This is a genomic window from Paeniglutamicibacter sp. MACA_103 (assembly GCF_045798555.1).
Classification (GTDB): Bacteria; Actinomycetota; Actinomycetes; order Actinomycetales; family Micrococcaceae; genus Paeniglutamicibacter.
The window spans coordinates 40,915-55,304 of the sequence record NZ_JBIXLN010000028.1 but is presented as its reverse complement, the minus strand read 5'-3'; the positions used below and the strand labels follow the sequence as shown (position 1 = coordinate 55,304).

At 61.7% G+C, this 14,390-nt stretch carries 12 protein-coding genes; 8 read left to right on the top strand and 4 right to left on the bottom strand.

Annotation, left to right across the window (positions count from 1 at the left end):
* Position 1: 1 nt before the first annotated feature.
* A complete protein-coding gene (gene eat, locus ACIPVK_RS14045; protein WP_407612600.1) occupies positions 2 to 1,438 on the bottom strand; it encodes an ethanolamine permease in 1,437 nt (478 codons plus the stop codon).
* Positions 1,439 to 1,620: 182 nt separating this feature from the next.
* Between eat and ACIPVK_RS14040 the strand changes: the two genes are divergently transcribed.
* From ACIPVK_RS14040 to ACIPVK_RS14030, 3 genes are all read left to right on the top strand, one after another.
* Positions 1,621 to 2,382, top strand: a complete 762-nt coding sequence (locus ACIPVK_RS14040; RefSeq protein ID WP_407612599.1) for a FadR/GntR family transcriptional regulator — start codon at positions 1,621 to 1,623, stop codon at positions 2,380 to 2,382.
* Between the two features lie 58 nt (positions 2,383 to 2,440).
* Positions 2,441 to 2,707 carry an Lrp/AsnC ligand binding domain-containing protein gene (locus ACIPVK_RS14035; RefSeq protein ID WP_407612598.1) on the top strand — a complete coding sequence of 89 codons (267 nt, stop codon included), beginning with the start codon at positions 2,441 to 2,443 and terminating at the stop codon, positions 2,705 to 2,707.
* A 347-nt stretch (positions 2,708 to 3,054) separates the two neighbouring features.
* Positions 3,055 to 4,590: a class I adenylate-forming enzyme family protein gene (locus ACIPVK_RS14030; protein WP_407612597.1), complete on the top strand. Its 1,536-nt coding sequence runs from the start codon at positions 3,055 to 3,057 to the stop codon at positions 4,588 to 4,590.
* Positions 4,591 to 4,696: 106 nt separating this feature from the next.
* Here ACIPVK_RS14030 and ACIPVK_RS14025 read toward each other — a convergent pair whose 3' ends face one another.
* The 3 genes from ACIPVK_RS14025 to ACIPVK_RS14015 are packed head-to-tail and all read right to left on the bottom strand — an operon-like array spanning position 4,697 to position 8,240.
* On the bottom strand, positions 4,697 to 6,340 hold the full coding sequence (locus ACIPVK_RS14025; protein WP_407612596.1) for an AMP-binding protein: 1,644 nt from the start codon (positions 6,338 to 6,340) through the stop codon (positions 4,697 to 4,699).
* On the bottom strand, positions 6,337 to 6,816 hold the full coding sequence (locus ACIPVK_RS14020) for a MaoC family dehydratase (RefSeq protein WP_407612595.1): 480 nt from the start codon (positions 6,814 to 6,816) through the stop codon (positions 6,337 to 6,339). The genes ACIPVK_RS14025 and ACIPVK_RS14020 overlap by 4 nt, the downstream gene beginning before the upstream one ends.
* 53 nt (positions 6,817 to 6,869) lie before the next feature.
* Positions 6,870 to 8,240 carry an MFS transporter gene (locus ACIPVK_RS14015; RefSeq protein ID WP_407612594.1) on the bottom strand — a complete coding sequence of 457 codons (1,371 nt, stop codon included), beginning with the start codon at positions 8,238 to 8,240 and terminating at the stop codon, positions 6,870 to 6,872.
* Between the two features lie 358 nt (positions 8,241 to 8,598).
* Between ACIPVK_RS14015 and ACIPVK_RS14010 the strand changes: the two genes are divergently transcribed.
* From ACIPVK_RS14010 to ACIPVK_RS13990, 5 genes are read left to right on the top strand one after another with little or no spacing between them, the layout of a single operon-like run.
* A complete protein-coding gene (locus ACIPVK_RS14010; protein ID WP_407612593.1) occupies positions 8,599 to 9,252 on the top strand; it encodes a TetR/AcrR family transcriptional regulator in 654 nt (217 codons plus the stop codon).
* A 55-nt stretch (positions 9,253 to 9,307) separates the two neighbouring features.
* Entirely contained in the window at positions 9,308 to 10,918 is a 1,611-nt protein-coding gene (locus ACIPVK_RS14005; protein ID WP_407612592.1) for a carboxyl transferase domain-containing protein, read from the top strand.
* A 46-nt stretch (positions 10,919 to 10,964) separates the two neighbouring features.
* Positions 10,965 to 13,034, top strand: a complete 2,070-nt coding sequence (locus tag ACIPVK_RS14000) for an acetyl/propionyl/methylcrotonyl-CoA carboxylase subunit alpha (RefSeq protein WP_407612612.1) — start codon at positions 10,965 to 10,967, stop codon at positions 13,032 to 13,034.
* Positions 13,031 to 13,546: a MaoC family dehydratase gene (locus ACIPVK_RS13995; protein WP_407612591.1), complete on the top strand. Its 516-nt coding sequence runs from the start codon at positions 13,031 to 13,033 to the stop codon at positions 13,544 to 13,546. Before ACIPVK_RS14000 ends, ACIPVK_RS13995 begins: the two co-directional genes overlap by 4 nt.
* A 2-nt stretch (positions 13,547 to 13,548) precedes the next feature.
* Positions 13,549 to 14,370, top strand: coding sequence for an HpcH/HpaI aldolase/citrate lyase family protein (locus ACIPVK_RS13990; protein WP_407612590.1), 822 nt, complete (start codon positions 13,549 to 13,551; stop codon positions 14,368 to 14,370).
* Positions 14,371 to 14,390 lie beyond the last annotated feature (20 nt).

Here is a 14,390-nt window from a genome sequence, read left to right as displayed (position 1 = left end):
TCTACTTCAGTCTCTTTTCTTGTTCTTGGAGTAAGGCAAATTCTTCTTCGGGGGCGCTGGCAACCAGCCGGTGACGGCTGTAGAACCAGAAGTATCCGATTGCGGCCAGGAAGACGGCGGCGGTGATGCTTGCGGCCACGACATCGACCACGAAAGTGGCAATGAGTGCGACAACGGCAAGGACCAAGGCAATACCCGTGGTGGCGACGCCACCGGGAGTCCGGTATCCGCGTTGGAGGTCGGGTTCCTTGATACGCAACATGATGTGGCTGAGGTTCAGCAGCACGTATGAGACGGTTGCGCCGAATACCGCGATGTTGATCAGCAATCCGCCGTTTCCGGTGATGGCGGCGAGCAGGAATCCAATCGTTCCCGGAACCAGCAGTGCCACCCACGGCGTGTGCCGGGATGATGTCAACGACAGGAATTTCGGGAGGTAGCCAGCTCGGGAGAGCGCGAAGAGCTGGCGCGAGTAGGCAAAGACGATGGAGAAGAAACTGGCAACCAGGCCCGCCAATCCTGCGTAATTGACGATGTCGGCAACCAAGGCATTTTGGCCGTAGACAGCGCGGATTGCCTCGGGCAATGGAGATTCCGATGTGCTCATGGCCGCGGCACCGGCCGTTCCCGGAACCAGAATCAGCATCGCCGCACCCGACAGAATCAGAAACAGCACCGCGACGATAATGCCGCGCGGCATGTCCTTGACCGGATCGGCGGTTTCTTCAGCGGCCAGCGGAACGCCTTCGACGGCGAGGAAGAACCAAATACCAAATACCAATGCGGCCAGCACTCCCGATACGCCAAAGGGCAGGAATGCGCTGGAACCCAAAGATCCATCGGGGATGATGTCGAACAACTTGGCACCCTCGAAGTGCGGAAGCAATGCGAGCGCAGTAATGACCAACGCGACGACGGCGATGGCAGTGATGCCAAAGATCAGTTTGAGTGCTTCACCGACGCCCCACATGTGGATGCCAATGAAAATGACGTAGGTAACCAGGTACACGGGCCATGAGTTGGTTAGGCCGAATAGTCCGAGCGCCTCGACGTAGCCACCAATAAAGGTGGCAATGGCAGCCGGAGCCACCGCATACTCGATCAAGACCGCCATTCCCGTTGCGAAACCACCCAACGGGCCGAGCGCCCGCCGCGCGAAACCGTACCCCGCGCCAGCCGTTGGCAACGTGGAGGAAAGTTCGGCGAGACCAAACACCATGCAGGTGTACATCAAGCCCATCAGGATGAAAGCGATAAGCAGGCCACCCCATCCGCCAACCGCGAGACCCAGGTTCCAGCCCGAAAAGTCTCCGGATATAACGTAGGCGATTCCGAGACCTGCAAGCAGGACCCAGCCTGCAGCGCCGCGCTTGAGCTGCCGGTGTTTGAGGTAGTCCTCTTTCACCTCGCCGTATTCGATATGGGATGTTCGCGCCATGGGTGCCTCGCTGCTCTGTGAAGGGTTTCAACTGCGATAACCGAACTTTAATGGAATGTTTTCAGTCCATTGAACAGAACCAAGAGTGACGCAAACCACGCTACGGTGTCAAGGGTCCCATTGCGAAGAGCTCCAAGGACGAGGCGACTCGCTGGAGATGGCGACCCAATTCATGGCATGCTATGACGATGGAAGCGACAGAGGAGTACCAGCCGGCGAGTGACCCTCGATACCGCCTTTTGGGGCGGGCTCGCAAGGGAAACGCCTTTGAGGAAACCGTCGAGCAGCTGCTTCGCGGCATCAGAATCGGCATCTTCGCACCGGGGGAACGACTACCCGCAGAGCGCGATCTTTCCGAGGTCCTGGGCGTTTCCCGCGCAACATTGCGGGATGCACTTGCCGAACTCCAAAAGGCTCAGTACCTAACCATTCAGCGCGGACGTTATGGTGGAGCCTTCGTGACATCCGACCCTCCGGCGCGGAGCGAAAAACTTGGATGGAAAGATCAGGAAATGGTTGAAGACGTACTGGCGTTTCGTGCGGTCGTCGAACCGGCGGCCGCTGCCTTGGCCGCCGAATCATCGCTTACCGCCGCACAGCGAACCCGCCTGCTCGATACGCTCCGCGCAGTCTCGACGGCGACGCCTGGACAGTATCGACCCTTGGATGCCCGTCTTCACATCTGCATCGCCGAGCTGACGCCATCACGCAGGCTCGCGGCGGCGGTTGCCGAAGCGCGAGCCGCAACAAGCGACATGCTGGATCGAATCCCCTTCCTTGAACGCAATATTGAGCACTCCGAAGAACAACACCAAGCCATCGTGGATGCAATCCTGGGCGGGAATCCCACCAGGGCACGCGCCCTCATGGAAGAACACCTCGAAGGTACGGCAGCGCTGCTTCGGGGATTTCTTGCAGGAAAGCGCGACGAGCCGTCCGCTTAGGTCGCTTTCGGCTCTGCTCCAGAAGCCGAGGCACCGCGTCATTCCTCGCGCAGGCTACGTGGATGAGCTGAACACCGAGGCGCTGCTGTGGATCCACACCGCCCCCAACCCGGTCGAGGCCCTCGGCGCGGCCCTGGCCAAGCGCCCGGAGGTCCGCTACGCCGCAGCGGTCGCCGGGGATTGCCAGCTGGTCGCCGACATCACTGTCGCTAATCCCGCGCAGCTCTACGACTTCCTTGCCGATTCGCCCTGGAGCAAGTCGATGACCCATCTGCAAACCACCGTGGTGCTGCAGGCGCGCAAGCGCGGCGGTCAGCTGCTCTGAAGCAGCGGCGGTTCGCCGAGGGAACACGAATGCCAGGAGCGGGGCCATCGCACCGAGGACCCACTCGGAGTCTCGGACACCCCGCACATGATCATGCCGACCCAACACTCCCGTGCCGACGGAACCAATTCGCCAGCGGACCTATTTACGCGAATCCCAATCAAACGATTGACAGTGACCCGCATTACAGTGTTTCCTGATCATAGAGAGTCAATCGATCGATTGAAGCCCTCTGTGATTCTAGGTCCAGGAGCACGCCGTGACGAACGGTTCGGCAAGGACCCTACGCCGACTGCCTCGTCGGGTCGGAATCCCACACGACCAACCTCTCGAACGAAGGACATGACATGAGCCCGCTCCACGGACCCGGGGAGATCCTCCCTGCGAGTGCAGCACAGTACGGGGACAAGGTTGCCTTGGTCACCGAGACCCGCACCCTGAGCTTCAACGAACTGGACGAGCTCTCCACCCGTATCGCCTCCCGTCTGTGGGAACGGGGTATCGCCCCTGGGGATCGAGTCTCGATCTACGCGGGCAATCGGTGGGAGTGGGTCGTGGCCTACCACGGCGCACTCAAGGCCGGGGCCGTGGTCAACCCCATCAACGTGATGCTGACCCCGGAAGAGGTCCACTTTGTGCTGCGCGATTGCGCGTCCTCGGCGTTGTTCGCCTCGGCCGACAAGCTTGAGGCGATGGCAGGGACAGGGCAGACGGTGGAAGGCTTGAAGCTCGTGGTTGACTTTGACGGGCACGGTCATGCCGCCGACTCATTCGAGGACTTGCTGTCCGCCGAGGCCTCAACGGACTTTCACCGACCCGCGGTCCTTCACGATTCCCCGTCCACCATTGGATATACCTCAGGAACAACCGGCCACCCCAAGGGAGCGGTCCAGTCACAGCAGGCAGTACTGCTCAATTGCGAATCAACGGCGCAGATGCATGGGCGCACCCAAGAGGATGTCGTGATTTCCGCGCTTCCGGCACCACACGTGTATGGAAACGTGGTCATCAACGGTACGTTGCTCAAGGGAGGCACCGTGGTGTTGATGGCACGCTTTGACGCCAAGGATGCACTTGCCCTGGTTGCCAGGCATCGCGCGACCCTCTTCGAGGGAGTGCCCGCCATGTACTCGATGATGCTCAATGACCCAACGGTTGCCGAGGCCGACCTCTCTTCGATCACCCGCAGCACCGTTGGCGGGCAGACCATTTCCACATCGGTGATCGAGGCCTGGGAAAAGCTGACCCATGCGCCCATGCTCGAGCTGTGGGGCATGACGGAACTGGCCGGACTGGGTGCCACCCATTGGTACGACAAAGAGCCGGTGCGCGGCTCGATAGGCGTGGCGCTGCCAGGTCTGGAGCTACGCGTCGCGGACCTTGCCGACCCGCACAAGGATGTCGAGCAGGGGCAGCCAGGCGAACTCATGGCGCGAGGGCCCATGGTGATGCTGGAATACTTCGGCAATCCCGCGGCAACCGCCGAGGCGCTTGAAACCGACGGCTGGCTGCACACCGGAGACGTGGCCATCCAGGATGAGGCGGGCTACTTTTTCATCGTCGATCGCCGCAAGGACATGATCATCACCAGCGGCTACAACATTTACCCGGCGGAAATCGAGCGGATCATTGCCGCCAACCCCGCGGTGGCCATGGTCGCGGTCGGTTCGCTGCCCGATCCCGTGAAGGGTGAAATCGCGTGTGCCTATGTGGTGCGCCGCGAGGGCACGGACCTGGAGGCCGAGCAGGTCCTGGCATACTCGCGGGAACACCTGGCCGCCTACAAGGTGCCACGCAAGGTGGTCTTCGTCAGTTCCCTCCCGCAAACCTCTACCGGCAAGATCATGCGCAGGAAGTTGAGCACGTTCGGCCACGAGCTGTAAAGAGCTATACGCACATCAGTTCCAAAGGGGGTCTTGGCGTCGCCAAGACCCCCTTTGGAACTGGATAAATTGCTGGTTCATGAAACGCCAGCGGAGACATCAACGCTCAGTCGGAGCCCACGATCTCACGCAAGCTGCGACGCATGATCTTGCCCGTGGTGGTCATGGGCAGTTCCTCGAGGTAGTTGATGCGCCGGGGGTATTGGTAGAAGGCGAGCTTATTCTTGACGTGGTTCTGGAGCTCCTTGGTCAGCGCGTCGGACCCGCAATACCCGGGGTTCGGCACGATGAAGGCCTGCACGGCCTGCCCACGAAGCTCGTCCGGGACGCCGATGACCGCCGCCATGGAAACCGCCGGATGGGTGGCGAGGCAACTTTCGACCTCGCTGGGGCCCACGCGGTAGCCGGCGGTGGAGATGACGTCGTCGGTGCGGCCGGAGTACCAGAAGTCGCCGTGCTCGTCCTTGCGTGCCAGATCCCCCGTGTGGATCCAGCCGTCGTAGACCTTGGAGCGGGTCTTCTCAGCGTCGTTCCAGTAACCCAAGAACTCTCCGGGGTTGCCCGTCTTGATGCAGATCTCGCCGACTTCCCCGGTGGGCACTTCCACTCCGTCAAAGTCCAGGAGTGCAGCCTCGAACCCGAGGAACGGGCGCCCCATGGAACCCGGGGCCGTCAGCCGCTGGGCGCGTGAGGTTCCGATCGTCAGGTTCATTTCGGTCTGCCCATAAAATTCGTTGATCGGGCATCCGAAGGTATTGTTGACCCACGTTTCCAGGGATTCGCCGAGCGCTTCGCCGCCCGTCGCCAAGGTGCGGCAGACCGTGCCGACCGCGTGATTGGACTCGACACCCGCACTGCGCATTTGTTTCAGCGCCGTTGGCGGGATGAATGCAGAGGTGATTGAATGCCGTTTCATCAGCCGAAGCGCATCTTCCGCCGTAAACTTTCCGGCAAATGCCACCACCGGTCGCCCCAGTGCGAGCGCCGGGAACAACACGTCGAAGAGTCCACCGATCCAGGCCCAATCCGCAGGTGTCCAGAATACGTCGCCGGCCTGCGGAGCGTTGTCGAATGTCGTCCGTACAGAGGTCATATGGGCCAGGAGCACCTGGTGGCTGTGCAGCGCACCCTTGGGATTCCCCGTGGTTCCGGACGTGTAGATAATAATGGCCTTGGACCGCGCCGTCGTTTCAACGGGGCGTTTAGAAGGTTCAACCGCGTCGATCGCCTGCCAAAAGTCATAGGTCCACTCGTCCTGCTTGAAGGTGGAGCTCTGCTCCGAACCGACCACGAGGATCTTCTGGACACCGGATGCCCGAACGGGCCCCATGTCCAGACGATCGAAGTTGGCGACATCGATCACCAGGACCTTGGATCCGGAGTTTTCCACGCGATATGCAACGGCCTCCGCTGCGAACTTGACCGACAGCGGCACGGTGATGAACCCGCCACGGAAGCCGCCGAGGTGTGCGGTGAGCACCTCGATGCCTTGAGGCACCATGATCGCCACCCGGTCCTCGGCCGCGAGACCAAACGAGTCGAGCAGAGCCACGAACTTGCGACTCAACTCCCCCAACTCGCCGAAGCTGAAAACTCGTGTGGAGTCCCCCGAATCGACAATGAGGGCCGGATCGCTGCTCGGCTGCAGGTCGGTACAAGCCTCGCCGATGTTGAATTGTGCCGGGATCGTCCATTCAAAGTTCTCGGCGTCAAGATCCTGCCACCACGAGTGTCTCAGTGCTGTACTCACCGCACGCGCTCCACCAGCATGCGCGGGTCATCCAGTGCGGCTTCAGTGCCTGCAACAAGCATCGAGAAGTCGCCGCTCAGCACAACGTTCCCGTCTTGGTTGATGACGCGTGCATAGCTGCCGACGACGGCAGACATTCCGCTTTTGCCTGGGTTGACCGACGTAATTTCGGTAACGACGTGAATCGAGTCCCCAAAATATGTCGGCGCTTTGAACTCCACGTTGTTCAAGCCATAAAAGCATTGCAAGTAACTCGGGTGCAGTTCGACCAAACCGAGGAGGGTGGAAATGATCAATGCACCATGCGCGATTTGCTTCCCAAAGCGGGTCTCTTGCGCATACTCCGGCATCAGGTGCAGCGGGTGTCGGTCGCCCGTCAGTTCTGCAAAGGCGCGTACATATTCCTCGGTGATGGTCTTTGATGACGTCGTTTCAATGTCGCCAATCGAAATCTCTTCATACGGTTTCGAGATCATGGAGGTTTTCCTTTTCTTTTCGAACTGTTTCGAGCACTGCAGCCATGCGAATGCTACGAATTGGAGGCGAGGTTGTCCTGTGGGTTGTAGACGCCATCATCATCGATGTGCATGTCGGCGCTTCCCTCTTCCAGGTCGCGGTCCCGAACGAGGTAGATGCTAACGAAGGAGACGATCGACAATGCCGTCACGTACAGGGCCACTGCATATCCACTGCCGGTTGCCGCCACGAGGGATGCTGCGATCATTGGTGCGATCGCCCCACCGAGCAGGACACCCATGTTGAAGCTGATTGATGCCGCAGAGAAACGAACACGGGCGTCAAAGAGTTCGGCGATGAAGGTTGCCTGAGGACCGTAGGAGACACTCAACATGAATCCGCCAACTATCAGCGCACCGGCGACAAGCCACGGGTTGCCTGAATTGATGGCTGCCATGGCGGGGAAGACCCACAGGCCCATCCCGGCGACGCCCCACATCAGCAAGCGGCGCCGCCCCACGCGTTCGGAAAGCTGGCCGAAGACCGGAATGAAGATCACGGCGGTCACGGCAGAAGCCATCACCGAAAGCAGCATGATGTTGCCCGGGACCAACTTGAACTGCTGTGCATAGGTCAACGAGTAGGTATTCAAGATATAGAAGTACGCCCCGGTGCTAACCATTGAGCCCGTGGCAAGAAGGATTTGGCGCGGGTAGACCTTGAACGCGGTCACCAAGGGAATCTTGGTTTCGGCCTTGGATTCCTTGACCCGAGCAAAGGTAGGAGTTTCTTCCAATGCGATTCGGATGTACAGACCGACGGCAACAAGCAGGATGCTCAACAGGAATGGAATACGCCAGCCCCACACCAGAAACTGGTCCCCGGTGAGCGCACGGGTAATGAAGATGACGGCAGTCGCCAGGAGCAAGCCGGCAGGGACCCCAACTTGCGGCAGGCTTCCGTAGAATCCGCGGCGGTTCTTGGGCGCATATTCGACGGCGGTGAGTACCGCACCGCCCCACTCCCCTCCGACACCGAATCCCTGGATGAGTCGGAGTAGAACAAGTAGTACAGGCGCCCATGCGCCGATCTGCGCCGAAGTGGGTAATACCCCGACGAGGAACGTTGCAAAGCCCATGAGTAACAGTGCAAGAACGAGCACTTTCTTTCGGCCCATGCGGTCACCGAAGTGGCCGAGAATGACGCCGCCAAGCGGACGCGCAAAGAATCCCACGGCGAAAGTTGCAAATGACAGGATGATGGCCAATGAGGGTTCGACCCCGGAGAAGAACAACGGCGCGAACACCAGAGCAGCTGAAGCGCCGTAAAGCTGGAAGTCGTACCATTCGATCGTTGTTCCAACCAGAACGGACCCTGCAACGCGACGCAACGCCGTCTTGTCAACGACTGTCGCTTCCTTGGAGACCTGAGAACTTGTTGCCATGCGTGTACTACTCCTTGCAACGTAAACGGGAAGTGCGAGGGCGAAGAATTGAAGCTGTCGATTCCGACCCTAAAGTGTGAGCCGCCACACAGTCAAGACAAATCTGTCAATCGATTGATTGACAATATGTAAATTTCGGCCAAATCACATGACTGCATCACCAATCGATCGATTGAGAAGCTCAACCCCGCGGCCACATTCGGAGATGCTGGTCGCAGCCTGTCAGGCCATCGATAAAACCCACACTGATTCCCAATCGATTGATTGACAGTGCTTGCAGTTTGGGTTTTACTAGTGAATAAGTACCAATCGATTGATTGGCTTCGATGTTTAGAACCACCAGAAACGAGTCATCCTCATGAATTTAGGCAAGGTACAGCAAGCAGCCGTTTCACTCTTTGCCACACGCGGTTTTGCTGCTACCGGAATTCGTGAGCTCGGTGCGGCTGCCGGCATCAACTCGGCAACGCTCTATCACTACGTTGGGAGCAAGGAAGACCTTCTCGTTAGCATCATGCGGGATTGCCTCGACGAGATGATTCGATCCGGCTCCGAAGCGCTGCGTGGCAGTGCCGAACCAGCCATCCAGCTAGCCGGCCTGATTTCTTCACACGTCGGCCTCACAGCCACCAACCAGCTCACCGCGAGGGTCGCAGAATACGAAATGCGCGCCCTCTCAGAGGCAAACCGTCCTGCCATGCAACAGCTCCGTGACGAATATGAGGCACTCTTTGCCCAGGTGCTCGAACGCGGGGCACGCGTCGGGACCTTCAACACCGATGACCTCACCATGGCCCGCCTGGCCCTCATGGAAATGGGCACCGGTGTCGCCCACTGGTTCCGCCACGATGGGCGTCTTCAGCTGGAAGAAGTTCAGCAGTACTTCGTGAATATGGCGTACAGGATCCTTGACGTGGACAACTCCACCCTCCAGGGGGTCGACTTCATCGTTGCCCCACGCCGCCTCGACAGCGAGCCCGAACCTGTGCCGGGACGCGCACACGCGTCCTAGTGCCCATCGGCTCTTATTCACTCCCATTCTTGATTCCCGCGACGAAAGAGACACCGTGGATACATTGAGCAGCAACGTTGACACCACCGACCCGGCTATTGTGCTGAACGCCGAGCGGCAGTCAGTCCTGGTCGACGAGCTCCGTAGCCGTTTGGCACGAGCGGCCCTGGGTGGCTCGGAAAAATCACGCCAGCGCCACCTGGACCGCGGGAAACTCCTGCCTCGCGAACGAGTCAACACCCTGCTCGACGAGGGCTCCCCCTTCCTTGAGATCGCGCCTCTTGCGGCCGAAGACATGTACGGCGGGGAATGCCCCGGTGCCGGAGTCATTGCCGGGATCGGGCTGGTACACGGTCGCCACGTCTTAGTGATCTCCAACGACGCCACGGTCAAGGGCGGCACCTACTTCCCGATGACGGTGAAGAAGCACCTGCGGGCCCAGGAAATCGCCATGGAAAACGGTCTGCCCTGCGTTTACCTCGTTGATTCCGGCGGGGCATTCCTGCCTATGCAGGACGAGGTCTTCCCCGACCGCGACCACTTTGGACGCATCTTCTACAACCAAGCCAACCTGTCGGCCCGCAAGATCCCGCAGATCGCCGCGGTCATGGGATCCTGCACCGCCGGCGGCGCCTACGTGCCGGCCATGAGCGACGAGACTGTCATAGTCCGCAACCAGGGAACCATCTTCCTTGGCGGCCCTCCCCTGGTGAAGGCAGCCATCGGCGAAATCGTCACAGCCGAGGAACTCGGTGGCGGCGACCTGCACGCCAAGACTTCCGGGGTGGTGGACCACTTGGCCGAAAACGATGCGCACGCCTTGGCGATCGTCCGCAACATCATCGAGACCCTGCCTCCGTCCCCGGCCCCGGCATGGGACATCGCAGCACAGGTCGCCGAGCCGCTGGCCGACGCCGAGGAAATCTACGGTGCAGTGCCCACCGACGTGAACGCGCCCTATGACGTCCGCGAAGTCATCGCCCGCGTGGTTGACGGCAGCGAGTTCCATGAATTCAAGGCCAACTACGGGACCACCCTGGTCACCGGGTTCGCCCGCATCCACGGGCACAAGGTCGGCATCATTGCCAACAACGGCGTGCTGTTCTCGGAATCCGCACTCAAGGGCGCCCACTTCATTGAGCTGTGCGACCAACGCGGTATCCCGCTGGTCTTCCTGCAGAATCTCGCCGGCTTCATGGTCGGGCGCGACTACGAGGCCGACGGCATCGCCAAGCACGGCGCCAAGATGGTCACCGCGGTGGCCACCGCACGGGTGCCCAAACTGACGGTCATCATCGGGGGTTCCTTCGGGGCGGGCAACTACTCCATGTGCGGCCGGGCCTATTCGCCACGTTTCCTCTGGATGTGGCCGGCTGCCCAGATCTCGGTGATGGGCGGCAACCAGGCCTCCTCGGTCCTCGCCACGGTCAAACGCGACCAGATCGAAGGTGCGGGCAGCACGTGGGGCACCGAGGACGAGGAGAGCTTCAAGTCTCCCATCAAGGAACAGTATGAATCCCAGGGAAATCCGTACTACTCCACGGCCCGACTCTGGGACGACGGGGTCATCGACCCCGCGGACACCCGTCGCGTGCTCGGCATGGCCCTTGACGTGTGCGCCCGCCAGCCGCTGCCGGAGACATCCTTCGGCGTCTTCCGCATGTAGTTCGGCTCCCGCCCCTCCCAAGATCACTTGACTCCAGAACGGACCAATCGTGAACAACCAACTTTTTGACACGGTGCTCGTGGCCAACCGCGGGGAAATCGCCGTCCGCGTCATCCACACGCTCAAGGCCCTGGGCATCCGCTCGGTGGCGGTGTATTCGGATGCGGATGCAGGCGCCCGCCACGTGGCGGAGGCCGACATGGCGGTGCGCGTCGGGCCGGGCGCCGCCAGCGAAAGCTACCTCAGCATCGAGGCAATCCTTGGGGCCTGCCGCCGCAGCGGCGCCCAGGCGGTGCACCCGGGATACGGCTTCCTTTCCGAGAACGTCGAGTTCGGCCGTGCCCTGGAAGAAGCCGGAATTGCCTTCATCGGTCCGGATGTCATTTCCATCAACCTCATGGGCGACAAGATCCGTTCCAAGAACCACGTCATGTCCCACGGAGTCCCGGTGGTCCCGGGCATCGCCAAGCCGGGCCTGAGCAACGGAGAACTCGCCGATGCCGCCGGCGAGGTGGGCTTCCCCCTGTTGATCAAGCCCTCCGCCGGCGGAGGCGGCAAGGGCATGTTTGTGGTGGAATCCCCGACCGAGCTGCCCGAGGCGCTGGCCAGCGCCCGCCGGACCGCAAGCAGTGCCTTTGGCGACGACACGCTCTTCCTTGAACGTTTGGTGCGCAACCCGCGCCACATCGAGGTCCAGGTGCTTGCCGACCGGCACGGCAACACCGTGCACCTGGGCGAGCGCGAATGCTCGCTGCAACGCCGGCACCAGAAGGTCATCGAGGAGGCACCCGCGCCCCTTTTGGAAAACCTCGCGGACGGCGAACGCATCCGTGCCGAGATCGGCGCTGCGGCAGTCGCTGCCGCCCGGTCGGTGGACTACGTGGGTGCGGGAACCGTGGAGTTCCTGGTCAGTGACGAGAACCCCGGCGAATTCTTCTTCATGGAAATGAACACCCGGCTGCAGGTCGAGCACCCGGTGACCGAGGAGGTTGTCCGTATCAACGGCCGGCGCCTGGACCTCGTCGAATGGCAGGTGCGCATTGCCGCCGGGGAAGCGTTGGACTTCACCCAGGACCAGGTGGAACTTCACGGCCACGCAGTCGAGGCCCGGGTCTACGCCGAGGACCCCTCCCATGACTTCCTCCCGTCGATCGGAACCGTCCTGTCGGTAACCGAACCCGCCGGAGAGCGCATTCGCGTCGACTCGTCCCTGCTCGACGGACTGGAGGTGTCCTCCTTCTACGATCCCATGCTTTCCAAGGTCATTGCCTGGGGCCGAGACCGGAAGCAGTCCCTGGCGCGCCTGGACCAGGCATTGTCGTCCACGGTGATTCTGGGGGTGCTCACCAACATCGAATACCTGCGGATGCTCCTTGCCGATGCGGACGTGGCCGCCGGCCACCTGGATACCAACCTCATCGGCCGCAAGATGCCGCAGATGCGCTTCCGGGCGCTCTCTGACTCCGAGCTTGCCCTGGCCGCGCACCTGTCCCTGGCCACGCACGGGCACTCCGCCAATCCGTGGCATCGGGCAGACGGCTGGCGCTTGGGCGAATCGGCCGGCACCACGCAACACTTCGAGGTCGATTCTCACACACGGTCGCTGGCCTTCCGCAACACCGCCGCGGGCTCCGCCATTGCCATCGACGGCCGGGAATTTATGGTGAAGCCCACCGGACCGGGCCGCTATTCCGTCAACGGGCTGCAGCACCGCGTGGCCACCGCACTGGCCGCGGACGGCACGGTGTGGCTGAGCCATGACGGGTGGACCGCCGGCGTCAGGCCCGTGGGCCGTGCCGAGATGCTGGGCCGCGAACTTGCAGCCATGGACCGCGGCGCCGGAGCCCTGTCCCCCGAGGTCCGCTCCCCCATGCCCGGAACCGTCATTGCGGTACAGGCCAGCGACGGGCAGCAGGTTGTCGCAGGACAGGTCCTGGCCTCGATCGAAGCCATGAAGATGGAACACCAGATGCTCTCGCCCAGCGACGGGGTCGTCCACATGAGCCACCTCAAGGTCGGCGACCTGGTCAAGGCCAACCAGATCATTGCCACGGTGAAAATCGTGGAAGCCGACGACACCGAACCCACCCGGACCGAATTGGAGCACAGCGCATGAGCATCCAGACCCCCGAACGCGTGGAGCAACGCGGTTTCTACCTCGACGAACTGCGCGAGGGGGTTGTGTACGCACACCGCCCCGGGCGCACGCTGACCGAGACCGACAACGTCCTGTTCACCTCGCTGACCATGAACAACCAGGGCCTGCACCTGGACGCGGCCTGGAGCGCAACCCAGCCCTTCGGGCAGCGGCTGATGAACTCTCTGTTCACGCTGGGAACCATGATCGGCCAATCGGTGCCGCAGATGACCGAAGGGACCATCATCGGCCAGCTCGGCATCGACGCGGTGAAATTCCCGCACCCGATGTTCCACGGCGACACCCTCTACACGGAAACCGAGGTCACCGGCATCCGGCTTTCCAAGTCCCGCCCGGGGCAGGGCATCGTCACGATGAAGCACACCGGGCGGAACCAGGACGGCGTCGTGGTGGCAACCGCCACGCGCACCTGCATGATGTGGACCAAGGACGCCCACGCGGCCTCCATGAATACCAACGAAGAGGACTAGGCATGGAGAACTTCACCATGGGCCCGGCCATCCTGTTCTGCCCGGCAGACCGCGCTGATCGCTATGCCAAGGCGCTGGAGCGGGCCGATGCGGTGATCCTGGATCTGGAGGACGCCGTCGCTACAGAGAACCGCGACGAGGCGCGCCGCATGCTCATCGACAACCCCCTGGATCCCGAGCGCACCATCGTGCGGGTCAATCCGGCCGGCACCCCGGACTTCGACGAGGACCTGGCAGCGGTCCGGCAGACCCCGTACCGCACCATAATGCTCGCCAAGGCCGAGACCCTTGACGACTTGGCCGCCGTGGCAGATTTCAGAGTCGTGGCCTTGTGCGAGACAGCGCTGGGGGTTATCAACGCCCCGCAGATTGCCGCCGCGGACAATGTGGTCGCCTTGATGTGGGGCGCCGAGGACCTGGTCGCCTCTCTGGGTGGCTCATCCTCCCGTAAGGAATCGGGCACCTACCGTGATGTGGCCAGGCACGCCCGTTCCCAGGTGCTGCTGGCCGCCGGCGCGTACGGCAAGGTCGCCATCGACTCGGTCTATATAGACATTCCCGACCACGCAGGGTTGCTGGGCGAATCCGTCGATGCCCAGGCGTCGGGCTTCGGGGCCAAGGCCTCGATCCACCCGGGGCAAATGCCGATCATCCGCCAGGCCTTCACACCGACAGCTGATCAGGTCGAGCGGGCACAACGCATTCTTGCCGCGGCGGACGCCGCCTCCGGCGTGTTCACGTTCGAGGGACAGATGGTGGACGAGCCGCTGCTGCGCCATGCCAGAGCAACTCTGGTTCGGCATCAAGTCTCCGGCACCGCTTGACCCTAGCCTGCTACTAACCC

Coding starts and splice junctions, on each gene's coding strand:
- ACIPVK_RS14015 (WP_407612594.1), bottom strand. CDS start 8,240: ATGGCAACAAGTTCTCAGGTCTCCAAGGAAGCGACAGTCGTTGACAAG.
- ACIPVK_RS14020 (WP_407612595.1), bottom strand. CDS start 6,816: ATGATCTCGAAACCGTATGAAGAGATTTCGATTGGCGACATTGAAACG.
- ACIPVK_RS14040 (WP_407612599.1), top strand. CDS start 1,621: ATGACGATGGAAGCGACAGAGGAGTACCAGCCGGCGAGTGACCCTCGA.
- ACIPVK_RS14030 (WP_407612597.1), top strand. CDS start 3,055: ATGAGCCCGCTCCACGGACCCGGGGAGATCCTCCCTGCGAGTGCAGCA.
- eat (WP_407612600.1), bottom strand. CDS start 1,438: ATGGCGCGAACATCCCATATCGAATACGGCGAGGTGAAAGAGGACTAC.
- ACIPVK_RS14010 (WP_407612593.1), top strand. CDS start 8,599: ATGAATTTAGGCAAGGTACAGCAAGCAGCCGTTTCACTCTTTGCCACA.
- ACIPVK_RS13990 (WP_407612590.1), top strand. CDS start 13,549: ATGGAGAACTTCACCATGGGCCCGGCCATCCTGTTCTGCCCGGCAGAC.
- ACIPVK_RS13995 (WP_407612591.1), top strand. CDS start 13,031: ATGAGCATCCAGACCCCCGAACGCGTGGAGCAACGCGGTTTCTACCTC.